This window comes from Saccharothrix sp. 6-C, from assembly GCF_016695385.1.
Lineage (GTDB): Bacteria > Actinomycetota > Actinomycetes > Mycobacteriales > Pseudonocardiaceae > Actinosynnema > Actinosynnema texasense.
This window is the reverse complement of the sequence record NZ_CP064192.1, coordinates 662,346-686,198: the sequence shown is the minus strand read 5'-3', so window position 1 is coordinate 686,198 and position 23,853 is coordinate 662,346. Positions and strand designations below refer to the sequence as shown.

At 72.2% G+C, this 23,853-nt stretch carries 24 protein-coding genes; 16 read left to right on the top strand and 8 right to left on the bottom strand.

Features of this window, described 5'->3' with window-relative positions; translation table 11 throughout:
- Window positions 1-43: 43 nt before the first annotated feature.
- Window positions 44-715, bottom strand: coding sequence for a hypothetical protein (locus tag IOD16_RS03210; RefSeq protein ID WP_236594721.1), 672 nt, complete (start codon window positions 713-715; stop codon window positions 44-46).
- 89 nt (window positions 716-804) lie between these two features.
- Here IOD16_RS03210 and IOD16_RS03205 point away from each other — a divergent pair, with 89 nt between their 5' ends.
- From IOD16_RS03205 to IOD16_RS03170, 8 genes are all read left to right on the top strand, one after another.
- A complete protein-coding gene (locus tag IOD16_RS03205; RefSeq protein ID WP_201438819.1) occupies window positions 805-1,917 on the top strand; it encodes a DUF2786 domain-containing protein in 1,113 nt (370 codons plus the stop codon).
- A gap of 48 nt (window positions 1,918-1,965) precedes the next feature.
- Window positions 1,966-2,682 (top strand): hypothetical protein, encoded by a 717-nt coding sequence (locus tag IOD16_RS03200; RefSeq protein WP_201438818.1) that lies wholly within the window; start codon window positions 1,966-1,968, stop codon window positions 2,680-2,682.
- A 61-nt stretch (window positions 2,683-2,743) separates the two neighbouring features.
- The gene (locus IOD16_RS03195) at window positions 2,744-3,187 is read left to right on the top strand and encodes a very short patch repair endonuclease (RefSeq protein WP_123743766.1); all 444 of its coding nucleotides are present in this window, start codon (window positions 2,744-2,746) and stop codon (window positions 3,185-3,187) included.
- Between the two features lie 13 nt (window positions 3,188-3,200).
- Window positions 3,201-4,289, top strand: coding sequence for a DNA cytosine methyltransferase (locus IOD16_RS03190; protein WP_123748072.1), 1,089 nt, complete (start codon window positions 3,201-3,203; stop codon window positions 4,287-4,289).
- A gap of 66 nt (window positions 4,290-4,355) precedes the next feature.
- Window positions 4,356-4,886, top strand: a complete 531-nt coding sequence (locus IOD16_RS03185) for a hypothetical protein (protein ID WP_201438817.1) — start codon at window positions 4,356-4,358, stop codon at window positions 4,884-4,886.
- Between the two features lie 39 nt (window positions 4,887-4,925).
- Window positions 4,926-5,195, top strand: coding sequence for a GlsB/YeaQ/YmgE family stress response membrane protein (locus tag IOD16_RS03180; protein WP_201438816.1), 270 nt, complete (start codon window positions 4,926-4,928; stop codon window positions 5,193-5,195).
- Between the two features lie 412 nt (window positions 5,196-5,607).
- Entirely contained in the window at window positions 5,608-8,316 is a 2,709-nt protein-coding gene (locus IOD16_RS03175; protein WP_236594720.1) for a DEAD/DEAH box helicase, read from the top strand.
- Window positions 8,309-9,121, top strand: coding sequence for an SWIM zinc finger family protein (locus IOD16_RS03170; protein WP_201438815.1), 813 nt, complete (start codon window positions 8,309-8,311; stop codon window positions 9,119-9,121). The genes IOD16_RS03175 and IOD16_RS03170 overlap by 8 nt, the downstream gene beginning before the upstream one ends.
- Here IOD16_RS03170 and IOD16_RS03165 read toward each other — a convergent pair.
- Together IOD16_RS03165 and IOD16_RS03160 are read right to left on the bottom strand one after the other, a co-directional pair.
- On the bottom strand, window positions 9,118-9,402 hold the full coding sequence (locus IOD16_RS03165) for a MoaD/ThiS family protein (protein WP_123743771.1): 285 nt from the start codon (window positions 9,400-9,402) through the stop codon (window positions 9,118-9,120). The two genes, IOD16_RS03170 and IOD16_RS03165, sit on opposite strands and share 4 nt — an antisense overlap.
- Window position 9,403: 1 nt before the next feature.
- Window positions 9,404-10,468 carry a WD40/YVTN/BNR-like repeat-containing protein gene (locus IOD16_RS03160; RefSeq protein WP_201438814.1) on the bottom strand — a complete coding sequence of 355 codons (1,065 nt, stop codon included), beginning with the start codon at window positions 10,466-10,468 and terminating at the stop codon, window positions 9,404-9,406.
- Window positions 10,469-10,599: 131 nt separating this feature from the next.
- On the opposite strand from IOD16_RS03160, the gene IOD16_RS03155 reads away from it, so the two are divergent.
- Complete coding sequence (locus IOD16_RS03155; protein ID WP_201438813.1) at window positions 10,600-12,306, top strand: acyl-CoA dehydrogenase; 1,707 nt, start codon at window positions 10,600-10,602, stop codon at window positions 12,304-12,306.
- 259 nt (window positions 12,307-12,565) lie between these two features.
- Window positions 12,566-12,985, top strand: coding sequence for an ester cyclase (locus IOD16_RS03150; protein WP_201438812.1), 420 nt, complete (start codon window positions 12,566-12,568; stop codon window positions 12,983-12,985).
- 84 nt (window positions 12,986-13,069) lie between these two features.
- Here IOD16_RS03150 and cspE read toward each other — a convergent pair whose 3' ends face one another.
- The gene (cspE, locus tag IOD16_RS03145; RefSeq protein ID WP_015098655.1) at window positions 13,070-13,276 is read right to left on the bottom strand and encodes a transcription antiterminator/RNA stability regulator CspE; all 207 of its coding nucleotides are present in this window, start codon (window positions 13,274-13,276) and stop codon (window positions 13,070-13,072) included.
- A gap of 245 nt (window positions 13,277-13,521) precedes the next feature.
- Here cspE and IOD16_RS03140 point away from each other — a divergent pair, with 245 nt between their 5' ends.
- The gene (locus tag IOD16_RS03140; protein ID WP_201438811.1) at window positions 13,522-13,854 is read left to right on the top strand and encodes a hypothetical protein; all 333 of its coding nucleotides are present in this window, start codon (window positions 13,522-13,524) and stop codon (window positions 13,852-13,854) included.
- Window positions 13,855-13,877: 23 nt separating this feature from the next.
- Window positions 13,878-14,600, top strand: a complete 723-nt coding sequence (locus IOD16_RS03135; RefSeq protein WP_236594719.1) for a hypothetical protein — start codon at window positions 13,878-13,880, stop codon at window positions 14,598-14,600.
- Here IOD16_RS03135 and IOD16_RS03130 read toward each other — a convergent pair.
- Together IOD16_RS03130 and IOD16_RS03125 are read right to left on the bottom strand one after the other, a co-directional pair.
- The gene (locus tag IOD16_RS03130) at window positions 14,597-15,064 is read right to left on the bottom strand and encodes a pyridoxamine 5'-phosphate oxidase family protein (protein ID WP_201438810.1); all 468 of its coding nucleotides are present in this window, start codon (window positions 15,062-15,064) and stop codon (window positions 14,597-14,599) included. The two genes, IOD16_RS03135 and IOD16_RS03130, sit on opposite strands and share 4 nt — an antisense overlap.
- A 5-nt stretch (window positions 15,065-15,069) precedes the next feature.
- Window positions 15,070-15,726, bottom strand: coding sequence for a DUF899 domain-containing protein (locus IOD16_RS03125; protein WP_201438809.1), 657 nt, complete (start codon window positions 15,724-15,726; stop codon window positions 15,070-15,072).
- Window positions 15,727-15,811: 85 nt separating this feature from the next.
- Between IOD16_RS03125 and IOD16_RS03120 the strand changes: the two genes are divergently transcribed.
- Window positions 15,812-16,267 carry a winged helix-turn-helix transcriptional regulator gene (locus IOD16_RS03120; RefSeq protein WP_201438808.1) on the top strand — a complete coding sequence of 152 codons (456 nt, stop codon included), beginning with the start codon at window positions 15,812-15,814 and terminating at the stop codon, window positions 16,265-16,267.
- Here the strand turns inward: IOD16_RS03120 and IOD16_RS03115 are convergent.
- A complete protein-coding gene (locus IOD16_RS03115) occupies window positions 16,264-17,373 on the bottom strand; it encodes a sugar ABC transporter substrate-binding protein (protein ID WP_123743778.1) in 1,110 nt (369 codons plus the stop codon). The genes IOD16_RS03120 and IOD16_RS03115 overlap by 4 nt on opposite strands.
- A gap of 310 nt (window positions 17,374-17,683) precedes the next feature.
- On the opposite strand from IOD16_RS03115, the gene IOD16_RS03110 reads away from it, so the two are divergent.
- A complete protein-coding gene (locus tag IOD16_RS03110; protein WP_170185113.1) occupies window positions 17,684-17,845 on the top strand; it encodes a hypothetical protein in 162 nt (53 codons plus the stop codon).
- Between the two features lie 63 nt (window positions 17,846-17,908).
- Here the strand turns inward: IOD16_RS03110 and IOD16_RS03105 are convergent, their stop codons facing one another.
- Complete coding sequence (locus IOD16_RS03105) at window positions 17,909-20,884, bottom strand: glycine--tRNA ligase (RefSeq protein ID WP_236595111.1); 2,976 nt, start codon at window positions 20,882-20,884, stop codon at window positions 17,909-17,911.
- Window positions 20,885-21,300: 416 nt separating this feature from the next.
- On the opposite strand from IOD16_RS03105, the gene IOD16_RS03100 reads away from it, so the two are divergent.
- Both IOD16_RS03100 and IOD16_RS03095 read left to right on the top strand, forming a co-directional pair.
- Window positions 21,301-23,037, top strand: coding sequence for an LCP family protein (locus IOD16_RS03100; RefSeq protein WP_236594717.1), 1,737 nt, complete (start codon window positions 21,301-21,303; stop codon window positions 23,035-23,037).
- A 22-nt stretch (window positions 23,038-23,059) separates the two neighbouring features.
- Window positions 23,060-23,725 carry a SanA/YdcF family protein gene (locus IOD16_RS03095; RefSeq protein WP_201438806.1) on the top strand — a complete coding sequence of 222 codons (666 nt, stop codon included), beginning with the start codon at window positions 23,060-23,062 and terminating at the stop codon, window positions 23,723-23,725.
- Window positions 23,726-23,853 lie beyond the last annotated feature (128 nt).

Below are 23,853 nucleotides of genomic sequence, written 5' to 3'. Positions count from 1 at the left end.
CACCTACGACCGTGGTGCTGTGGACCGAGCGTGAGCCGTTCGACTACCCGAAGGCGATCGAGATCCGCCGGGCGGCGAGCAGCCGGGTCCGCTGGACGTCCGGGTCGAGGACCGCGTCCGCGTTGCGGTCCAGGCGGTGGTAGGACTTGGCCAGCAGCCAGTGGGCGGCCTCGGCTCCTATCGGGGTCAGGGGGCCTTGGTCGGCCAGGCGGGTGCGGGCGGTGGCGACGTCCCTCGTGACGAAGGCGGTGCGCACTTCGCCGCCCGAGAGCTCGTCGATCAGGAACACCATCGCGTGCTCGGCCCAGGCGAACCTGTACGTGCAGATCAGGGCCAGGTAGCCGGCGTCGATGGAACGGTCGCAGATCCAGGCCCCGCCGACGGTCAGGGCGGGTCCGGCGGGGGTGACGGCGCTCGCCGCCCACTCGCGCGGCCGGCCGGTGAGCACGGCGGCCAGGACGCGCAGCAGGGCGTGGTTGCGCCGGCTGGACAGCGACACGGCGTGCTCGATCAGGCCGGCCCAGAACTCCTCGTCGGGCCGGAGGTCGGCGACCGCGCTGCTGACCGTCAGCTCCGCCTCCAGCGGGTCGAGGAGTTGCGGCAGGGCACGGCAGCGGTGGACGACCTGTCGTTGCGCCGTGGTCAGCGGCGTCCCCTGCGGACGGTTCACCACCACGATCGGCCGCCGCCTCGGCACCTGCGTCTTCCGGCTCACCGCGCGAGGCTGGCACGTCGGGCGTCCGCGAGGCCGCAACGCGCACCGGGTGCGGCGACACCGCACCCGAAAGGGGACAATCGGCAGTCGTGGACTCCCTGCGCGAGGTGTTGTGGCGGGCCGCGGCGAACCGCCGGGCCAAGCTGCCCCGCACCTCCTCCCTCCCACCGGCCGAAGTGGACGAAGCGGTCCAGGCGGTGCTGAGGCGTGCCTTCGAGCACCTCTGGGAGCACGGCTGGCTGCCCTACGACGTGTACGAGGTCGTCCGGCGCAACGAGGACGAGCGCGCGCTGTCGTTCCTGGTCGACTCGCTGGCCGTCGAGGCGTCCCGCTACCCGGTGTTGCACCCGCGCTGGCGGGAGCAGCTGGAGGAGATCGAGGCGACGGTGTGGTGGGACACCGCCCAGCCGCACGTCGACCAGTGGGCGTCCAGGCACATCGAGACGCGTGACGACGCCGTGGCCGCCGCGGTGGCGGTGCTGGCGGTGCTGGTGACGTTGCCGGGCCTGCCGGTGATCGTGCCGAAGCCGGGCACGCCGCTGGCCGCGGTCGACCACCACCACGTGGACCCGAAGATCCTCAACCGGGTGCGCGGGCTGCTGGCCAAGGCGGAGTCGACCGCGTTCCCGGACGAGGCGGAGGCGCTGTCGGCCAAGGCGCAGGAGCTGGTGACGCGGCACGCGTTGGAGCGGATGCCCCTCGACGCGCCGACGACCACGTCCCGCCGGTTGTGGCTGGACAAGCGGTACTTCGACGGCAAGGCGCAGGTCGTGCACGTGGTCGCGACGGCGAACCGCTGCCGTGCCGTGGTCTACGACCTGGGGTTCGTGGCGCTGGTCGGCGAGGAGCTCGACCTGGAGATCGTGGAGCTGCTGTCGGCGTCGTTGCTGGTCCAGGCGACGCGGGCGATGGTCGCGGCGGGCGACAAGGCGCGCAAGGGCGACGAGGCGCGGTCGGCGGCGTTCCGCAAGTCGTTCCTGCTGTCCTACGCGCACCGGGTCGGTGAGCGGCTGCGGGCGGCGAACGAGGTGCCGGACGACGACCGGCTGCTGCCCGTGCTGGCCGAGCGCAAGAAGGCGGTGGAGGAGTACTTCGGCGCGATGTTCACCCGGATCGTCGCCAAGTCGACGCCGGTGCGCAGCGCGGCGGGGTGGGACGCGGGCCGCACGGCGGCCGACCGGGCGCACCTGTCGATCACCTGACCTGCGGGTTCGCCGGAACTGTCGGTGCTCGTCCGTACTCTCCGCGTCATGACCACCGCCCTGGAAGTGCGCAGGCTGTTCAACGTCACGCAGGAGACCCGGTTCCACTTCAACCACTGGTTCAGCGGGCGCAAGCACGTCGTGGCGCAGGTGATGGCGCACGAGTCCGTCGCCGTGCACCGGATCACCCCGGACGAGGTGGAAGCCGCGTGCCGGAGCGCGCCGCGGCCCGGGCCGACGGACGTGCCGGATATCCGGGACTGGCGGCCCGACCACGCCTTCACGCACGTGGCGCACCACGTGGTCGAGACGCTCGGCCGATTACCCGGCTGGCCGGAGTTCCGGGAGTTCTGCGCGGCCGACGAGCGGGCGCGGGACATGCTGTGGACGCCCGCTCGCGAGGTGAGCGCCGAGGTGGGGCCGCGGGGGCGGGCCGCGCTGCGCAACCGCGTGGTGTCGGACTTCCTGGGGTTCCTGCGTGACGTGCACGTGCTCGCGGTGCTGCGCGGGCACGGGCTGGACGTGCGGGTGCACCCGCTGGCGGACACCGTGTTCAAGGTGGACGCGTGGGTGGGGCGGTTGATCCTCAACCCGCGCGGCGGCGGGCAGCGGTCGGAGGACCTGCTGGTGCACGCGATGCCGCCGTTCTTCTTCACCGACCTCGGGGTCACCGAGTTCACGCAGGTCGGCGCGGCGCTGCTGCCGTCGCGGGCGCACCTGGACCGGGCGGCGCGGAGGCTGCTGGGGGTGCTGCGCCCGGCATGAGGGAGTCCTCCGTGGCAGTGCTCGGCGATCTTGCCGTGGCGCACGTCGGCGAGGCGCGCGCATGAGCCATCATGGCGGGGTGCCGAACCTGGAGACGACGGACGACGTCCGCGCCCGGATGAGCAAGCAGCGTTCCCGGGACACGGGCATCGAGGTGGCGTTGCGGCGCGAGCTGCACCGGCTGGGGCTGCGGTACCGGGTGCACCAGCGGCCCGTGCGCGCGGTGCGGCGTGAGGCGGACGTGGTGTTCGGGCCCGCCAAGGTGGCGGTGTTCGTGGACGGGTGCTTCTGGCACGGCTGCCCGGAGCACGGCACGTGGCCCAAGCGCAACGGCGAGTTCTGGCGGACCAAGATCGAGACGAACCGGGCGCGGGACGCGAACACCGACCAGGTGCTGGCGGACGCGGGCTGGCTCGCGGTGCGGGTGTGGGAGCACGAGGACCCGTCCGTCGCGGCGAGTCGGGTGCGGGCCACGGTGCTGGGGCGGCGCGGTCGGCTAGCCTGAGTTCGTGCTGTCCATGATCGACCTGTTCGCCGGCTGTGGCGGCATGACCTCCGGGTTCGCCGCGGCGGGCGGCTACCGGCCGGTCATGGCGGTCGAGTGGGACCTGCAGGCGGCGGCGACGTACGCGGCGAACTTCGGCGAGGACCACATCCGCTGGTCGGACATCGCGGCCGTGCCGGACAGCGCGATCCCCGAGGTCGACGTGATCGTGGGCGGCCCGCCGTGCCAGGGGTTCTCGAACCTCGGCTCGAAGGACGTCAACGACCCGCGCAACTCGTTGTGGCGCGAGTACCTGCGGTTCGTGCGCAAGGCGCGGCCGTCGGTGTTCGTGATCGAGAACGTGGACCGGTTCCTGGCGTCGACGGAGTTCGCGCTGCTCCAGGCCGAGACCGAGGGCTACGAGCTGAGCTTCGGCATCCTGCTGGCGTCGGATTTCGGCGTGCCGCAACGGCGTCGGCGCACGATCGTGATCGGCTCGCGGATCGGGCGCATCCCGCTGCCGGTCGCGACGCACCCCCGGGGGCGTTGGCACACGGTGGGCGACGTGCTGCGCGGGCTGCCGGAACGGCCGGTGACGACCGCGTTGCCGAAGTCGGTGGTGGAGTTCTTCGGCCGGGAGCTGCCGGGGCCGTTCAAGAGCCCGGACCTGCACATCGGCCGCAACCCCACGCCGTTGTCGCTGGAGCGGTACCGGCACATCCCGCCGGGCGGCGGTCGGTTCGACCTGCCGACGGAGCTGTTGCCGCGGTGCTGGCGGGAGAAGAAGACCGGCACCACGGACGTGATGGGCCGGCTGCGGTGGGACGAGCCGTCGGTGACCATCCGCACGGAGTTCTACAAGCCGGAGAAGGGCCGCTACCTGCACCCGCAGTGGGAGCCGGGCGACGGCGGCCACCGGGTCGACCGCCCGATCACGCACCTGGAGGCGGCGCGGCTGCAGTCGTTCCCGGACTCGTTCGAGTGGTGCGGCACGAAGATCGAGGTGGCGAGGCAGATCGGCAACGCCGTGCCGCCGTCCTTGGCGAGGGCCATCGCCGAGCACCTCAAGCCGTACCTGACGGGCGCCGAGCCGACCGCGCCGACCTGCCCGCTCTGCCGCTAGTCCGCCGGGTCCGCCGGCTCTCCGCCCGCACCAGGATTGTCAGACCCCTCCGCTAGCGTCATCACCATGACGACAACCACGTACGAGAACGCGGTCCGCATCGGCTCCACGACCTACCAGGTGGTGGCCACCACCGACCCTGACCTGTCCGTCGACCTGGCCGGTGTCGACTCGTCGGGCGTGCTGGTGGCCGAGGGCACCCTCCGCCTGCCCGCGGACGCCGGCGCGAAGATCGGCAAGCTGCTGGCGCAGGTGCTGGAGGCCTTGGGGCGGCTGAGCGCGCCGTCCTCGCCGGCGGCCCGCGACCGGCCGGCCAACGCCAACCAACCGTGGACGCAGGACCTCGACGACGGTCTGCGCGCCGATTGGCTGGCCGCCACCGCCGAGACCCCGACCACGGAGCTGATCCGTTCGATCGCCAAGCGGCTGGAGCGCTCCCCCACCTCGATCAGGTCGCGGTTGGCCAGGGTGGGCTGCGACCCGGACGTGCCCGGCCGGGAGCTGTCCGCCGAGGGCGCGTCGGTGTTCCGGGTTCAGGGTCGGGGTCAGGGGCGGGTCAGGGGCAAACCCGATTCGGGAGGGGACGGTGTCGAGTGATGCTCGTGGTGGACGCGTAGGGCGAGGAAAGGACCTCTCGTGGAGATCACCGGGCTCATCTCGGCGCTGTTCATCGGCGTGCTCGTCGGTGGCCTTGGGCGGTTGGTCGTGCCGGGCAGGCAGAAGATCTCGATGCTGCTGACGCTCCTGGTCGGTGTCGCGGCGGCCCTGGTGGGCACGTTCGCGGCTTCGGTCCTGGGCGTCTCGGACACCCCGGGCATCGACTGGATCGAGCTGGCCCTGCAGGTCGGCCTGGCCGCCGTCGGCGTCACCACCCTGGCCCGCCGGAGGTCCCTCCGGACCCAGTGACCACCGCACCGCAGGGCGGGCCGGTCGGCCCACCTCGCTCGGCCTGCCACCGGTGCCCCGGAGCTGTCCCGCGACCCTCGTCGGCTGGTCGCCGGTGAAGGTCACAGCCGATGTTGCCGAGATCAGGTCGACGCGGGCGGGCAGGTGGCGCGGGGTCGGTGGGGTGAGTTGGGGATGCGGCCGGGTTGGGCGCATAGTGCTGTCCGTGCTGGTGTTGCATGCGTTGGGCGTGGGCAGTGGGCGGGTCGGGGTTTGGGCGGAGGATTCGCTCTCGCCGGAGCGGGTCGGCGGGAGGTTGCCCCGGCGGGCGGTCGGGCATCCGTTCGCGGTCGGCGGGGAAGGGCTTGTCCGGTTGGTCGGTGGGGTGGTCGGGGAGGTTGCCCTTCGACTCCCTTCCCACGCGGGTGGGCCGGTGGGGTCGCCGGAGTTGGTCCGGGAGACCTCCGGCGGCCGGCGGGGCGCTCTGCGGTGGCGGGAGTGGGTGGTTCCCGTCGTGTGGGTGGACGGGGTGGGCGGCGCATTGCCGCCGGACTGCCGGGCTGGGGCTTCGTGGAAGTTCCTGGACGACGTCCTCGGGTTCGGGCGGGAGCTGGTTCGGCGCGGCCGGGTGCTGCCGTCGTTGGACGGGGACGGGTTCGCGAGGTGGCGGGCCGCGTTGTCCGGGGTGGACTCGTTGCGGTTCGCCGCGCTGCGGGCGAGTGCGCCGCCGTCGTTCCGGGCCTCCGACGGGCCTGGCGAGCTGGTCCAGGAAGTGCTGGATCGCGCGGTCGACCGTGAGGTCAGGGCCGCGCTGCGGGGCGCCCGGCCGGGTGGTGACGGGGTCGTCGGGCAGTGGTTGGACGCGTTGGTGGACGAACCGCGCGTGGTCGGCGAAGTGGGCGCGCTGCGGGCCAAGGTGGCGGCTTGGCGGGCCAACGGGTTGCAGCAGAGTCCGGTTCGGACCTGCTTCCGGCTCAGCTCACCCGACCAGGGCGGCATGGCGAAGGACGGGTGGCGGGTCGAGTTCCTGCTCCAGGCCGTGGACGAACCGAGTGTCGTGGTGACCGCGGAACAGTTGTGGCACAAGCAGGACGCCGTCCTGCGGCGGTGGGTCGGCCGGCCCGAGGACGTGCTGCTCGGCGACCTCGGCCGGGCCGGGCGGCTCTACCCGGCGCTGGACCGGGCGCTCTCCGCCCGCCGGCCGGTGGAGCTGGAACTGGACGTGGAAGGCGCGTACGACTTCCTCCAGCACGCGGCGGTGCTGGCGGAGGCCGGGTTCGGCGTGATGCTGCCCTCGTGGTGGCGCCAACCCCACCGGCTCGGGCTCCGGCTCACGGCCACCAGCCGCGGCACGGCGGGTCAGGTCGCGAAGGAGAGCGAGCTGGGGCTGAAGGTCCTGGTCGACTACAAGTGGGAGCTGGCGGTCGGCGACGAGCGGCTGACCGAGGCCGAGCTCCAGTCCCTCGCCGAGGCCAAGGTGCCGCTGGTCCGGGTCCGCGGCCAGTGGGTGCACGTCGACCCGAAGCGCCTCGCCGCCGGCCTCGCCTTCCTCAAGCGGGGCGGCGGGCAGATGACCGCCGCGCAGGTCCTGCTGCACTCCGGCCTGCACCCCGAGGACGCCGACCTGCCCCTCCCGCTGAACGGGGTCAGCGCCACCGGCTGGCTCGGCGACCTGCTCTCCGGCGAGGTCGAGCACCACCTGGAGCCGGTCGCGCGGCCGAAGGGGCTGGTCGCCGAGCTGCGGCCCTACCAGGCACGGGGACTGGCCTGGCTCGCGTTCCTCGACCGGCTGGGCCTGGGCGCGTGCCTGGCCGACGACATGGGCCTCGGCAAGACCGTGCAACTCCTGGCACTCGAAGCGCACAACCGCGCGCACGGCAAGCGCCTGCCGACGTTGCTGGTCTGCCCGATGTCCGTGGTCGGCAACTGGCAACGCGAGGCCGCCCGCTTCACACCCGGGCTGGAGGTGCGCGTCTACCACGGCGCGGAGCGCGCGCTCGACACCGACTGCGACATCGTCATCACCACCTACGCGGTCGTCGCGCGCGACGCGGGGAAGCTCGCCGACGTGAGCTGGGACCGAGTCGTGCTGGACGAGGCGCAGAACATCAAGAACAGCTCCACCCGGCAGTCGAAGGTGGTGCGCGCGCTGCCCGCCCGGCACCGCGTGGCGCTGACCGGCACGCCGGTGGAGAACCGGCTGGCCGAGCTGTGGTCGATCATGGACTTCGTCAACCCCGGCGTCCTGGGCACGGTCAACACGTTCCGCGCCCGCTTCGCCGTGCCCGTCGAACGCCACCACGACGAGGACGCCGCCGTCCGCCTGCGCCGGATCACCGGCCCGTTCGTGCTGCGCCGCCTCAAGACCGACCCGCGGATCATCACCGACCTGCCGGACAAGATCGAGGTCAAGCAGCTGTGCACGCTGACCCCCGAGCAGGCCACGCTCTACCAGGCCGTGGTGGACGACATGCTGGCCAAGATCGCCGAGGCGGAGGGCGTCAAGCGCAAGGGCCTGGTCCTGGCCACGATGTCGCGCCTCAAGCAGGTCTGCAACCACCCGGCGCAGCTCCTCGGCGACGGCTCGCGCGTCGCCGGCCGCTCCGGCAAGCTCGCCCGGTTGGAGGAGGTCCTGGACGAGGCGCTGGCCGACGGCGACAAGGCGTTGTGCTTCACCCAGTTCACCGCCTTCGGCTCGCTGGTGGTGCCCCACCTGGCCGCGCGGTTCGACACCGAGGTCCTCTACCTGCACGGCGGCACGACGAAGCGGCAGCGCGACGAGATGGTGCGGCGGTTCCAGGCCGAGGACGGCCCGTCGATCTTCGTGCTGTCGCTCAAGGCGGGCGGCACGGGGCTGAACCTGACCGCCGCCAACCACGTCATCCACCTCGACCGCTGGTGGAACCCGGCCGTCGAGGACCAGGCCACCGACCGGGCGTTCCGGATCGGCCAGCGCAACCACGTGCAGGTGCGCAAGTTCGTCTGCGTCGGCACCTTGGAGGAGCGGATCGACCGCATGATCGAGGAGAAGCGCGGGTTGGCGCAGCTGGTGGTCGGCGCCGGCGAGGACTGGCTGACCGAGATGTCGACCGGTGAGCTGCGGGAGCTGTTCGCCCTGTCCGGGGAGGCCGTCGGTGACTGACTGGCACGGGTACCACCCGCCGTCGCGGCCGATCCGGGTCGAGGGCGGCCTCACGCTGCGCAGCAAGCGGGGCGACGTCGCGCAGACGTGGTGGTCGCGGCGGTTCCTCGAGGTCCTGGAGTCGTTCGGCATGGCCGGCCGCCTCGACCGCGGTCGCGCGTACGCGCGCACCGGCCAGGTGATGAGCCTGTCCCTGTCGTCGAGCCTGGTGGTGGCGCTGGTGACCGGGACGCGCCCCGAGCCGTACCGGGCGCGGATCGGGGTGCGGAAGTTCACCGACGACGACTGGCGGCGCATCGAGCACGCGCTGGCCGACCGGGCGATCTTCGCGGCCAAGCTGCTGGCGGGCGAGATGCCGCCGGAGATCGAGGACGTGTTCGCCGACCTGGGCCTCACCCTGTTCCCGAGCACGATGCGGGAGCTGCACATGGACTGCACGTGCCCGGACTGGGAAGTGCCGTGCAAGCACCTCGCCGCCACCTGCTACCTGCTCGCCGAGTCGTTCGACACCGACCCGTTCGAGATCCTGGCCTGGCGCGGGCGCTCGCGCGAGGACCTGCTGGACCGGCTGCGCGACCTGCGCGCGCCCGTCCCGCCCGAGCCGACCGAGGCGGCGCCGGAGCCGGAGGACTCCTTCGCGGACTTCTGGGCACGCCCGAAGGTCGCCGAGGTCGTGCCGGACCTCGTCGAGCCGTCCACGAGCCGCCCGGACGCGCTGCTCGACCAGCTCGGGCCGCTCGTCGTGGACGGCCGGTCGGTGACCGACGCCCTGCGTCCCCTGTACCGGCGGATCGCGAAGCCCTAGCCGCCCGCCACCGACGGCAGGATCCGCACCTCCGCGTCCGGGCCCAACGAGGTGTCGGGCCCGGACAGCCGGCGGCACTCCTCGCCGTCCACGTAGAAGTTCACGTGGCGGCGCAGCCCGGCCCGCTCGTCGCGCAACCGGCGGTCCAGCAACGGGTACCGCGCGGCCAGGTGGTCGAGCAGCGCGCCGAGCGTGGCGGGCTCGGGCAGGTCGACCTCCAGCTTCGCCTGGTCGCCCGCCGTCTGCCGCAGCGGGCCGGGGATCAGCACGAGCACCCGCACGTCACACCTCCGCCGCCCGCACGCACACCACGTCGGGCAGGTGCTCGGCGATCCGCCGCCAGCTCTCCCCCTCGTCCGCGCCGGCGTACACCTCGCCCGACCGGGACCCGAAGTAGACGCCGGCCGGGCTCGCCGCGTCGGTGCACATCGCGTCGCGCATCACGGCGGTCCAGAAGCCGTCCGGCAGCCCGGTGCGCAGCGCCTCCCACGACGACCCGGCGTCCGCGGACCGGTACACCGCGCACTCGCCGCCGGGCGGGAACCGGTCGCCGTCCGCGGTCAGCGGGAAGGTGTAGACGACGTCGGGGTCGTGCGGGTGACTGACCACGGTGAACCCGAAGTCGGCGGGCAGGCCGGCCGCGATCGACGCCCACGTCGCGCCCCCGTCGTCCGACCGGTACACGCCGTGGTGGTTCTGCAGGAACAGCCGCTCGGGCCGCGACGGGTGCCGGCTCACCTTGTGCACGCACTGGCCGAACTCGGGGTACGGGTCGGGCAGGAAGTAGGCCTTGATGCCGGTGTTGCCCGGCTCCCAGGACGACCCGCCGTCGAACGTCCGGTACACGCCGCCGGTGGACATGGCCACGACCAGCCGCAACGGGTCGACCGGGTCCGGCAGCACGGTGTGGATCGCCTGCCCGCCGAACCCCGCGCCCCACCGCTCGCGGTGCGGGTGCTTCCACAAGCCTTCCACCAGCGCATACGTCCGACCGCCGTCTTCGGAGCGGAACAACGCCGAGGGCTGCGTGCCCGCGTACACGACCTCCGGGTCGGGGGTGAGCGCCAACTGCCACACCCGTTCCAGCGCGGCCTCCTCGGGGAAGGCGATCGGCGCGTGGTCCGGTTCGTCCCAGGTCGCGCCGAGGTCGTCGCTGGTCACGACGGTCGGGCCGAAGTGCGGGCTGCTCGTGCCGACCAGGAGCCGCGGCCGGTCGCGGCGGTGCTCGATCGCGACCGCGTAGACCTCGGTCATCGGGTGGTGCGGTCCGCTGAGGCTCCACGACGCGCGGTCTTCACTGGTCGCGAGCCACAGGCCCTTGCGGGTGCCGATGGCGAGCAGGTGCATGGCGTCTCCTCGGTTTGTGACGCGCAGCACAGTAACTCCCCGGCCGCCGCTCCGCAGGCGGTGACGCGGACGGCACGAGCCGGACAAGTTACCGACTGGTAGCGTGCGGCGGCGACGAAGGGAGAACCCCGGTGCTGTTCCACCCGAACACCCACGACTTCGGACACCTGGACGCCGAGAGCCGCCGCCTGCTGCGCGCGACCGTCGACTGGTTCGAGGAGCGCGGCAAGCGCCGCCTGATCGCCGACGACCAGGCCAAGGTCTGGTACACCGAGTTCCTCGACTTCGTCGCGCGCGAGAAGCTGTTCGCGACCTTCTGCACCCCCGCGGCCGAGGCCGGCGGCGACCCCGACAAGCGCTGGGACGCCGCCCGCAACGCCGCGTTGAGCGAGGTCCTCGCCTTCTACGGCCTCCAGTACTGGTACGCCTGGCAGGTCACCGTGCTGGGCCTGGGCCCGATCTGGATGAGCGACAACGCGGTGGCCCGCAAGAAGGCCGCCGAGCTGCTCGACCGGGGCTCGGTGTTCGCGTTCGGGCTGTCCGAGAAGGAGCACGGCGCGGACGTCTACTCCACCGACATGGTTCTGACGCCCACCGCCACCGGCTTCACCGCGACCGGCGGCAAGTACTACATCGGCAACGGCAACGTGGCCGGCATGGTGTCGGTCTTCGGCCGCCGCGCGGACGTCGAAGGGCCGGACGGCTACGTGTTCTTCGCCGTCGACTCCCAGCACGAGAAGTTCACGCTGGTCAAGAACGTGGTCGACTCGCAGATGTACGTCAGCGAGTTCCACCTGGACGACTACCCGGTCACCCCGGACGACGTCCTGCACACCGGCCCGGACGCGTTCAGCGCCGCCCTCAACACGGTCAACGTGGGCAAGTTCAACCTGTGCACGGCGTCGATCGGCATCGACGAGCACGCGTTCTACGAGGCCGTCACGCACGCCCACAACCGGGTCCTGTACGGCAAGCGGGTCACCGACTTCCCGCACGTGCGGCAGAACTTCGTGGACGCCTACGCCCGGCTCACCGCCATGAAGCTGTTCGCCGACCGGGCCGCGGACTACTTCCGCAGCGCCTCCCCCGAGGACCGCCGCTACCTGCTGTTCAACCCGATCACCAAGATGAAGGTCACCAGCGAGGGCGAACGGGTCGTCGACCTGCTCTGGGACGTGATCGCGGCCAAGGGCTTCGAGAAGGACACCTACTTCGCCATGGCCGCCCGCGACATCCGCGCGCTGCCGAAGCTGGAGGGCACGGTCCACGTCAACCTGGCCCTCGTGCTCAAGTTCATGCCGAACTACCTGTTCCGGCCCACCGCGTACGACGACGTCCCGACCAGGCACGACCCGGCCGACGACGACTTCTTCTGGCACCAGGGACCGGCTCGCGGCCTGGGGCGGATCCGGTTCCACGACTGGGAGACGGCCTACCGCGAGCACGCGCACGTGCCCAACGTGGCCCGCTTCCACGAGCAGGCCGCGGCGCTGCGCACCCTGCTGACCACCGCCGCGCCCGACGAGGAGCAGCAGCAAGACCTGGACTTCCTGCTCAACCTCGGCCACCTGTTCACCCTGGTCGTCTACGGCCAGCTGGCGCTGGAGCAGGCCCGGCTCACCGACCTGGACACCGACGTGCTCGACCAGGTGTTCGACGTCCTGGTGCGCGACTTCTCGGCCTACGCGGTCGCGCTGCACGGCAAGGCGTCGTCCACCGAGGCGCAGCAGGGCTGGGCGGTCGGGCAGGTCCGCAAGCCCGTTGTCGACCAGGCCCGCTTCGAACGCGTCTGGAGCAAGGTCGCGGCGCTGTCCGGCGCATACGGAATGCGTCCCTGAGCGATCACGGCAAGGCGGCGGCGAACACCCGCCGCCTTACCGGCGAAGCCCCGGGTAAACGATTAAGCACACCCGGTCGCCGGTCGGCCCCACCGGCAATCGCACCAATCACGACCACTCCGACCGGACGGTCGCGCGCACCGCTCGACGGGTGAACGCGCGTCCGTTCGCGCCGCTCTCGACGCGGATGCCGTCTTGACTGGTGGGTGCGCTGCGTGTTTCGTCGTCAGCTACCGACGAACCGGAGGGAATCGCGCGCATGACCGCGTCCAAGGCACTGCGGGCCCTGCGGGAGGCGATCGTGCTGGAGCACCTGGAGTCGGAGAACGAGCACGAGTTCGACACCGCCGTCGGCGCCTTCGACCACCCCCGGTGCGAGATCGTGGCGACCGGTCAGGTGTTCGACGGCCGGGCCGAGGTGGCCGCCTACTACGCGCGCGTCCACGACGCGTTCCCGGACCGGCGCAGCACGCTGGTCGAGCTGCGCCACGCCGAAGACGCGGTAGTCGTGGAACTGGAGCTGCGGGGCACCCACCAGGGCGGTCTTCGCGGCGAGGAGCCCGCGGGGCGGGCCTACCGGGTGCGCGAGACGGTGTTCTTCGTGTTCGACGACGCCCGGCTGATCGGCAAGCGGGTCCACGGCGGGCAGGTCGACCTGGCGACCGGGCTGAGGGCCTGAACAACGATTCGGGCCGCCACCCCCCGCTGCTGCGAGGAGTGGCGGCCCGAAAAGATCCAGGTCCTGGTGGTGACCCGGATTAGGTCAGAGCGGTCGAACCGCCTGTGCCTGCGGGCCCTTCTGGCCCTGGCCGATCTCGAACTCCACCCGCTGGTTCTCTTCCAGGGTGCGGTAGCCGTTGCTCTGGATCTCCGAGTAGTGCACGAACACGTCGGCGCCACCGTTGTCCGGGGAGATGAAGCCGAAGCCCTTCTCCGCGTTGAACCACTTGACGGTGCCCTGAACTGCCATCTTGCTACTTCTCCTCTAACAGGTGCCGGATCGCGCTTGCGACCACCGGGTCAGCTAGGGCCCCGGCCCCTCCTGGCGAGGAAAGTTCGGCGCCCGCAACTCCGTTCCGCGAGCGTGGTGGAACACGAACACAGAAAGGTACGACCGAAGACAGTCAACCATGAGATCCCGCCGGCAGTCGAGCGGAAGAATGCGGCGAGTCGCACTGCTACCGTGGGCAAGGCCGCGATCACAGGGGGTCTCCGATGCCTGAACCGATGCTGGTCACCATCGCCGCGTCGCTCGCCTCGCGGGCCGTCGCCGGCCTGTACGAGCTGGTCCGCGCCAAGTTCGCGGACGATCCCGTGGCCGCCGCGGCGCTCACCGCCGCCGAGGGCGCGCCCGCGGACTCGCCCCAGGTCAAGGAGCTGAGCGAGACGCTGGAGCGGACCGTCGCGGCCGACCCGGGCTTCGGGGCCGAACTGCGGGCCCACCACGCCGTCACGCAGACCGGCCGGGTGACCAACCAGATCTCCGGCACGGTGCACGGCAACGTCGTGCAGGCGGGCGACATCCAGGGCGGCATCAGGTTCAAGTAGCCCCGTCGGGTGAAGATGGAGTGGTGTACGCGCTCCACCTGCCCCAGTCCCGGCTGCTGTTCTTCTTCCTCGGCCTGGTGGTCACCTTCGTCTTCATCCGGATCAGCGTCCGCCTGATCCGGGCGAAGGTGCGCTGGTGGCCGGGCAACTTCACCCCCGGCGGCACGCACATCCACCACGTCGTGTTCGGCGCGGTCTTCATGCTGCTCGGCGGCATGATCGGGTTGGCCGTGCCGGACGACCAGCACGGGGTGCGGGTTGCCGCAGCGACGCTGCTCGGCGTCGGCGCGGCCCTCGTGCTCGACGAGTTCGCGCTGCTCCTGCACCTGCGCGACGTGTACTGGACGAAGGACGGCCGGCTGTCGGTGGACGCGGTGTTCCTGGCCATCGGGATGACCGGCCTGCTGCTGCTCGGCGCCCACCCGCTGGGCTACGAGGAGTTCTACGGCGAGGGCCTGGCCGTGCGCGTGCTGATCATCCTGGTCAACCTCGCCTTCGCCATCGTGGCGCTGCTCAAGGGCAAGGTGTGGACCGGGCTGATCGGGCTGCTGGTGCCCGTCCTGCCGGAGATCGGCGCGCTGCGACTGGCCCGCCCCGGCTCGCCGTGGGCCCGCTGGCGCTACACCGAGGGCTCGCGCAAGCTGCGCCGCGCGTACCGCCGGGAGGCCCGCATCCGCCGGCCGCTGATCCAGGTGAAGATCCGGGTGCAGGAGTTCATCTCCGGGCGGCACGACGAGGAGGACTAGCCCCGGCCCTGGTCGCCGGGCCCGTCCGGCTCGCCGAAGTCGCTGGTCAGCCACCGCACGGGACGTCCGGTGAACAGCACGAACGTCTCCGACGGCGCGGCGGTCTCCGCCTCCGCGAACGCCCGCGCGGCCTCCTGCGGCAGGTACCGGCTCGTCACGGCGTGCACGTCGTCGGTCGACGGCGCCCGGTCCGCGCGGTGCACGACGCACTCGGCGGTCACGTACTTGTACGGGTAGGTCGGCTGCTGCACGCACAGGCTGAACGCGCCCGCCCGCTCCAGCAGCCGGGTCTTGCGGGCCGTGCGGCCCTGCGTGCCGGTGAAGAACGTGAGCAGGCCGTCCCGGTGGGCGTAGAACACCGGCACGGTCAGCGGCGGGCGGTCGTCGGCGGCGACGCTGAGCACGGCGACGTGCGGCAGGCCGAGGAACTCGTCGCGCTCGGCGTCGGTCATGGTCCTGGGCACGGCGCTCAGGCCTCGTACTCGTCGCGCAGGCGCAGCCACGCCATGGTGGGTGTCTGCGGCCAGCCGGCCGGCGAGTCCTCCCACTCCTCCTGACGGCCGTAGGGGGTCAGGTCGAGCAGGCTGAAGTCCAGCCGCAGCCGGTCGACACCGCGCGCGGTGGTGTAGTACGTGCGGAACACCTCGTCGCCGTCGCGCAGGAACACGCTCAGCCCGAAGCCGTCGCCGAGGCCCAGCTCGTCGTGGAACGCCTGGCCGGCCGAGTACCACGGCGCCGTCCAGCCCATCCGCTCGCGCACGGCCGCGATCTCGTCCTGCGGCGCGCGTGACAGCAGGATCAACGTGGTGTCGCGGGCGTTGAGGTGGACCTGGTCGGCCAGGTTGTCGGTGAACGAGGCGCAGCCCGAGCACAGCCAGTCCTGGCCCGGCGCGAGCATGTGGTGGTAGGTGACGAGCTGCCGGCGGCCCGCGAACAGCTCGGCGAGACCGACCACGGCGCCGTCGGGCGCGGTGAACCGGTGGTCGACGCCGAGCCGCACCATGGGCAGCCGGCGCCGTTCGGCGGCCAGGGCGTCCAGCGCGCGGGTCAGCTCCTTCTCCTTGACCAGCAGGTCGTCGCGGGCGGCCTGCCACTCCTGCGGCGAGACAACGGTCGGTCGGGCCATCACTCACACCTCCAAAGTTCCCTGAGGGAACTGACCCTAGCGAAGGAAGTTCCTTGAGGGAACCCTTTCGGTTAGACTCGGTCCCGTGCAGCGGACCCGGTTCGGCGACATGGCCTGCTCGATCGCGCGCACCATGGACGTCATCGGCGAACCGTGGTCACCGCTGATCCTGCGCGACGTCTTCGTGGGCATCGGTCGCTTCGACCAGCTCCAGGAGAACCTCGGCATCTCGCGCAAGGTGCTCGCCGAACGGCTCAGGTGGCTGCTGGAGCAGGGCGTGCTGGAACGGCGCGAGTACTCGGCCAAGCCGCCGCGCCACGAGTACGCGCTCACGCCGAAAGGGCTCGAACTGGTCGAGCTGCTGATGGTGATGGTGCGCTGGGGCGACCGCTGGACGGCGGGCGAGGCCGGCCCGCCCGTGCTCTACCGCCACCACGCGTGCGGTCGGACCGCGCACGTCGAGCCGCACTGCTCGGAGTGCGGCGAGCCGATGGGGCCGGCCGACATCGACGTGCTGCCCGGCCCCGGGGCCGCCGCCTAACCGGTCAGGATGCCCAGCTCGGCGCAGTCGTCCGCGGTGTCGCCCGCGCACAGGTCCGCGTGCTTGACCACGCTCTCGGCCACCAGCGCGCGCACGTTGTCCCGGGTGATCAGGTCCGCGCCCAGCAGCACCGACTTCACGTCCCGCTTCGCCACCAGGTCGCGGGTGTTGCCGGTGGCCAGGTCGTCCGCGCCGCTCAGGTCGCCGCGGGCCACCGCGATGGCCAGCCGCGCCGCCGCCTCGGCCTCGTCCCGGATCGGCTTGTAGACCGTCATGCACTGCTCGCCGCGCAGGATCGCCCGCAGGCCCTCCAGCGTGGCGTCCTGACCGGTCACCGGCACCTGCCCGGCCAGGCCCTTGGCCTTGAGCACCTCGATCGCCGCGCCGGCCAGCCCGTCGTTGGCCGCGACCACGCCGTCCACCGCGCCGTTGTTGGCCGACAGCATCTGCTCGAACGCGGCCTTGCCCAGCACCGGGTCCCACTTGTCGACGGCCTTGCTGTCGACCAGCTTCAGCGCGCCGGTGTCGTACTTGGGGCCGAGCTTGCGGCGCTGGCCGTCGAAGAACAGGGTGGCGTTGTTGTCCGTCGGCGCGCCCTGCAGCTCGATGATCCGCGCGCCCTGCTTGTCGCCCAGGCACTTGAGCAGGCCCTCGGCCTGCAGCTCGCCGACGTTGAGGTTGTCGAACGAGACGTAGTAGTCGGCCTGGCCGCCCAGGCTGATCCGGTCGTAGTTGATGACCGGGATGCCCGCCTGCCGCGCCTTGCGCTCGACCTCCGCGCCGCCCTCGGGGCTCAGCGGGGTCGTCATCAGCACCTTGACGCCGCGCCCGATCATCTCGTCGGCGATGCTGGCGAACTTCGCCTCGTCACCGTCCGCGTTCTCGATCAGGCCCTCGATGCCCGCGAAGTTCAGCGCCTGGAGCAGCAGCGGCCGGTCCTGGTCCTCCCAGCGGTCCGACGACGAGCGGTCGGGGAGGATCACGCCGACCACCGGCCTCGGAGCCCGACTGCCCGTGGGGGGCGCGAGTGGGTCGACCTCCGCGCCGCACCCGGCGGCGAGCAGCACGACGAGACCACAGGACACCGCTCTGACTAGCCTACGCATTCGCCAACCCCTTGCCAGGGCACATCGTCGTCGACCCGGGAAATACGGAATGTGGCGGAATTCCATCCCTCCGGGTGCGGGTTCGTCAAGACGTAGCAACCCCGCAGCTCCGAATGGGCTGCCCCATTCGGACAGTTGACCTTCCAGGAACATCGAAACCGCAGGTAAGACCGTTACAGTGCGTACTTATCACGCTCCGCACCCGATTGGTCACGGAGCCGGCAAGTACGTTAGGGGGACTCCCGTTCCGACGATTTTTGTGCGATGGTGTCGCGTGCCGAACCCTGGCCGGGTGTGTGAGGAGAACAGCGTGAGAATCGTCCCCGCAGCGCTGGTGGCCGCGATCGCCGCGGCACTGCTCGCCTTGGGCGCCGGGCCGGCCGCCGCCGAACAGGTCACGCCGGACCTCGCCGTCGCCAGTTCGCCGTCGCCGGCCCAGTTCCAGACGAGCGAAGACAACCGCGACATGTAGCGACAGACGACGATCCCCGCCCACCGGTTCGCCGGTGGGCGGGGATCGTCGTCTGCGGGCCGGTCAGCCCAGCGCGGTGCCCAGGGCCTGCCAGTCCAGCACCGGCGCGGCCAGGTCGCGGATCGCGGCCAGCAGCCCCAGCCTGGCCCGCCGCACGTCGGCGTCCTCGGCCATCACGAGCACCTCGTCGAAGAACGTGTTCACCGGCCCGGTGAGCCCCTTCGCGGCGGCGACGAACGCGGCCAGCCCGGTCACGCCCGCGGGCACCCCGGCCAGCGCCTCGTGCAACGCCACCTCGGCGGGCTCCACGAGCGACCGCGCGTCGTACCCGCCCACCGCGTCCGCCGGCACGATCCGCCGCACCCGCTGCAACGCGGCGGCCAGCGCGGCGAAGTCCGGGTCGCCGGCCAGCGCGGTCAGCTCGGCCAGCGTCGCGTCGGCCACCGCGGGCGCGTCGGCCAGCGGCAGCACGGCGTTGACGAACCGGTGGTCGTGCCCCGCGTCGAGCAACTGCTGCTCGTACCGCCGCACGGTGAACTCGCGGGCCGCGTCCAACGCCTCCGCGGACACCTCCAGCTCCTGGGCGGCCAGCGCCAAGGCCTTGGTCAGCGTGATGTCCTTCAGGTCCGGGAACGCCCGCAGCACGCTCACCGCGCCCAGCGCCGCCCGCCGCAGCCCGAACGGGTCGGAGCTGCCGGTCGGGTTCGCCCCGATGCCGAACAGCCCGGCCAGCAGGTCGAACCGGTCGGCCAGGGACAGCAGCGCGCCGGGCGTGGACGACGGCATCGCGTCACCCGCCGAGCGCGGCAGCTCCATCTCCCACAGCGCCCGCGCGACCTCCGGGGTCTCCCCCGCCCGCTCGGCGTACTCGCGGGCCATCACGCCGGCCAGGCTCGACAGCTCGATCACCATCTGCGAGCCGAGGTCGAACTTGGCCAGCTCGCCCGCGCGCGCCAGGGTCTCGTCGGCGGTGCTCCCCTCTCCGGGTCCGAGCTCCCCCGTGCCCACTTCCCCGGCGAGCCGCCGCGCGAGCGCCGCGATCCGGGCCGCCCGGTCGGCCATCGAGCCGAGCTTGTCGGCGAACGTGAGCTTGTCCAGCCCGGCCTTCATGTCCTCCAGCGGCGTGCGCAGGTCGGCGCGCCAGAAGAACGCCGCGTCCTCGTACCGGGCGCGCAGCACGGCCTCGTTGCCCGCGCGGACCACGTCGACGTCCACCTCGCCGTTCGCCACGGCCACGAAGTGCGGCAGCAGCGAGCCGTCCTGGGCGCGCACCGGCAGGTACCGCTGGTGCTTGCGCATCACCGTGGTGAGGATCTGGGCGGGCAGCTCCAGGTAGCGCTCCTCGAACGAACCGAGGATCGGCGTGGGCCGCTCGACCAGGTTCGTCACCTCGTCCAGCACGCCCTCGAAGTCCACGACCCCGCCCACGGACGCGGCCAGCTCCCGCGCGCGGGCCACGATGGCGTCCCGCCGCTGTCGCGCCGAGGCGTCGATGCCGTGCCCGGCCAGGAACTCCAGGTAACCGTCCGCCGACGGCACCTCGACCACGGGCGCGGCGGCGGTGCGGTGCACGCGGGTCTTCGGCTCGGCGGCCAGCGACGACACCGCGACCGGCACCGGCGTGGCGCCCAGCAGGGCCAGCAGCCAGCGGATCGGCCGGGTGAACGACAGCTTCGGGTCGTTCCACTTCATGTTCTTCTCGGCGCGCAGCTCGGCCACCACCTCGCCGAGCAGCCCGCTGAGCACCTCCACCGCGCCGCGACCGGGGTCCGTGCGCACGAGGGCGACGTGCTCGACGCCGTTCTCGGTGACGCGGCCGAGCGTGTCCACGGCCACGCCCTGGCCGCGGGCGAAGCCCTGCACGGCCTTGGTCGGGTTGCCGTCGGCGTCGAACGCGGCGGACACGCGGGGACCGCGCACGGTCTTCTCCGCGTCCGGCTCGCGCGGCGCCACGTCGGGCACCAGCACCACGACCCGGCGCGGCGTGCCGTGCACCTCGACCGCGCCGTGCGCCAGCCTGGTCGCGCCGAGCTTGTCCGCCACGGCCTTGCCGACCGCCTCGACGGTGCGGGTCACCTCGGCGGGCGGCAGCTCCTCCGTCCCGATCTCGAACAGCAGCGTGCCGGGGGCCGTGACCTCGGCGAACGTGTCCGGCACGGTGGCCGGCGCGGGCGCCTCGGCCAGCCCGAGCGGGTGGCCCAGCTCCTCCCGGCGGGCCGCCCACAGCCCGGCGACCTCCCGGGCCAGGCCGCGCATCCGCCCGAACGCGCGGGCCCGCTCGGTGGTGCTGATCGCGCCGCGCGCGTCGAGCACGTTGAACGCGTGCGAGCACTTGAGCACGTTGTTGTGCGCGGGCACGGGCAGCCGCGCGTCGAGCATCCGGCGCGCCTCGGCGGCGTACTCCTCGAACAGCCGCTTGTTCGCCTCCACGTCGGCGTCGTCGAGGTAGTAGCGGCTCATCTCGTACTCGGCCTGGCCGAACGCCTCGCCGTAGGAGATGCCGGGCGCGTAGGCGATGTCCTTGAAGTGGTCGACACCCTGCAAAGCCATCATGATGCGCTCGATGCCGTAGGTGATCTCCACCGACACCGGGTCGAGCGACATGCCGCCCGCCTGCTGGAAGTAGGTGAACTGGGTGATCTCCAGCCCGTCCAGCCACACCTCCCAGCCCAGACCCCAGGCGCCCAGCGCCGGCGAGGCCCAGTTGTCCTCCACGAACCGCACGTCGTGCGCCCGGACGTCGATGCCCAGCGCTTCGAGGCTGCCCAGGTACAGCTCCTGCGGGTCGCCCGGGTCGGGCTTGAGGATCACCTGGAACTGGGTGTGGGTCTGCAACCGGTTCGGGTTCTCGCCGTACCGCGCGTCGTCGGGCCGGACGCTCGGTTCGACGTAGGACACGCGCCAGGGCTCCGGACCCAGCACCCGCAGCACGGTGGCCGGGTTCAACGTGCCGGCGCCGACTTCGGTGTTGTACGGCTGCACGACGACGCAGCCCCGTTCGGTCCAGTACCTGGTCAGCGCGAGCAGCGCATCCTGCATGGTCAGCACGGTGGCAGTCTACGAACGCGGGACCGCGCACCTCACAATCGGGTAACCGACCTGGTCAGCAGGCCCGCGGACCGGTATCACCACGTCCGGCGAACCCGCTGTGCGAGGCTGGTGGCAACCCGGGCGGCCCGCCATGCGTCCATTGGCGAGTACCCGGGTACTTGGGAGGAGTGGGAGTGGACAACCGGCCGCCGAGGCCAGGCGAACCCGATGGGTTCCGCCGGCGACCTGTTCCCCCTCGGAGTCCTTCCGCAGGTCAACCGCCGCGGGCCGAGCCAGGGGGGCGGTTCGACCCGCCGCCGCGGCGCGGCCCCGAGCGGCCGACCGGTGAACGACGCGTGCCCGGCCGGCCCGAGCGCCCGGCCGGCGAACGCGGGCGCGTGCCCGGTGAGCGGCCGAAACGCCCGGTGACCGATCCCTCGGGCGAACGGCCCCGGCCGAACGTGCCCGGGGACGAGCGCGCGCGGGCCGGCAGCGAGCCCGGCCGTCCCCGGTCCGGCGCCGAGCGCCCCCGACCGCCCGCCGGCCGCCGACCCGCCGAGCACGACGCCGACGGCAGGCGCCCGGCCGAGCCCCGGCGCATCGCGCCGGCCCGACGACCCGCCGGCCAACGCCCGCGCCCGTCCACCGGCCGCACCGGTCCGCCGCGCCGCCGCCCGCCCGAGCGCCGCACGACCGGTGGCGCGATCTTCGGCCGGTCGCTGCTCGCGCTGTTCTCGGTCGCCGTGCTGCTGGGCACCGGCTACGCGTGGGCGAACCTGAACACGCTGCTCAGCGACATCTCCACGACGGACGTCATCAGCGACGAGGGCGGCGGCGAGAAGCCCGCCGACGGCTCGGTCGACATCCTCATGGTCGGCATGGACAGCCGCACCGACGCCAAGGGCAACCCGCTGCCCCAGGAGATCCTCGACGAGCTGCACGCGGGCAACGAGAACGACGGCGGCCTGAACACCGACACGCTGATCCTGATGCACGTGCCGAACGACGGCGGCAAGGCGGTCGCGGTGTCGTTCCCGCGCGACTCCTACGTGCAGATCGCGGGCGGCTACGGCCGACACAAGATCAACTCCGCGTACGGCTACGGCAAGAGCGACGCGATCGCGAAGCTGGAGCGCGAGGGCGTCTCCGACCCGGCCCAGCTGGAGGTCCGGTCGCGGCAGGCGGGCGCGAAGAACCTCATCGGGACCATCGAGAGCCTCACCGGCGTGACCATCGACCGCTATGCCGAGATCAACCTGGTCGGGTTCTACGAGATCACCAAGGCCGTCGGCGGCGTGGACGTGTGCCTGAACCAGGCCACCCGCGACGACATGTCCGGCGCGAACTTCGCCGCCGGCCCGCAGAAGATCCAGGGGCGCGAGGCGCTGGCGTTCGTCCGGCAGCGGTACGGGCTGCTGCGCGGCGACCTCGACCGGATCGTGCGCCAGCAGGTGTTCATGGCGGGCCTGGCCAAGCAGATCCTGTCCGCGGGCACGCTGTCCGACCCGGGCAAGCTCAGCTCCCTGATCGACGCGCTCACCAAGTCCATCGTGCTGGACAAGGACTGGAACGTGCTGCGGTTCGCCACCCAGATGAAGGACCTGACCGGCGGCAACCTCAAGTTCGAGACGATCCCGACGGGCTCCCCGGAGCTGCAGACGCCCGAGGACGGCCTGGCGGTCGAGATCAACGAGCGCGAGGTGAAGAAGTTCTTCAAGAACCTCAACGCCGACCCGAACGCCACCGCCGCCAACGTGCCGACCGTCGACAACGCGTCGGTCACCGTCGAGGTCCGCAACGCCTCCGGCACGCCCGGGCTGGCCGGTCGGGTGCTCCAGGAGCTCGTGGCCGAGCGGTTCACCGACGGCGGCGCCGACAACGCCACGCCCATGACCACGTCCGTGGTCCGCTACGGCGTCGGCGGCGAGGCGGGCGCGGAGGCCGTCGCCGACTCCCTCGGCGGGCTCGACATCGAGCAGGACGACGACATCCCGGCCGGTCACGTCCGCGTGTTCGTCGGCTCGGACTACTCCGGGCCGGGCACGCAGACGCTCGCCGGCGACCCGCTGGTCGGGTTGGACGGCGCGCGGCGGCAGCAGCCGGACACGAGCACGACCACCGAGGCGCCCATCACGGCGGACGGGGTGCGCTGCGTCAACTGATCGTTCACCGGGGGGTGTGGTCGTGGGGAGCTTCATCGGACGGGTGCGCTGGAAGCGGGTGCTGGTCGCGCTCGGCCTGCTGGCCGTGCTCGCGGCCACGCCGTGGGTGTGGGTGCGGACCAGCAGCGCCGCCTACCTGCACGACGCCGCCGACGTGCCGGACGCGCCCGTGGCGCTGGTCCTCGGCGCGGGCCTGACCAGGGCGGGCACGCCGACGGCGTTCCTGGCGGGCCGGCTGGACGTGGCGGCCGACCTGTACCGGCGCGGCAAGGTCGAGGTGCTGCTGGTCAGCGGCGACAACAGCCGGACGGGGTACGACGAGCCGACCGCCATGCGCACCTACCTGATCGGGCGAGGCGTGCCGGCGGACGTCGTGGTGGCCGACTACGCGGGCCTGGACACGTGGGACTCGTGCACGCGGGCGAAGCGGATCTTCGGCGTCGAGCGGCTGACCGTCGTGACCCAGGAGTTCCACCTGCCCCGCGCGGTGGCGCTGTGCCGCTCGGCGGGCCTCGAGGCGTTCGGTGTGGGCCACGACACGTCCGACCGGGTGGCGACCACCGCCTACGGGCACTTCCGGGAGGTGTTCGCGGCGGGCAAGGCGATGTGGGACGGCGTCGTGACGAAGCCGGATCCACAGTTCCTGGGGCCACGTGAGACGGGCGTCACCAGCGCGTTACAGCGTTGAAACGCTACTTTCGGTACCACTGCGTTCGCCCGATCGGGCGATAAATCGGACAACCCGCGTAAGCAATCGTCCTGTCGCGCTTTCCATCTGCGTGGGGTCTGTCGGGGCCCCGGCGGACTGGAGGATCG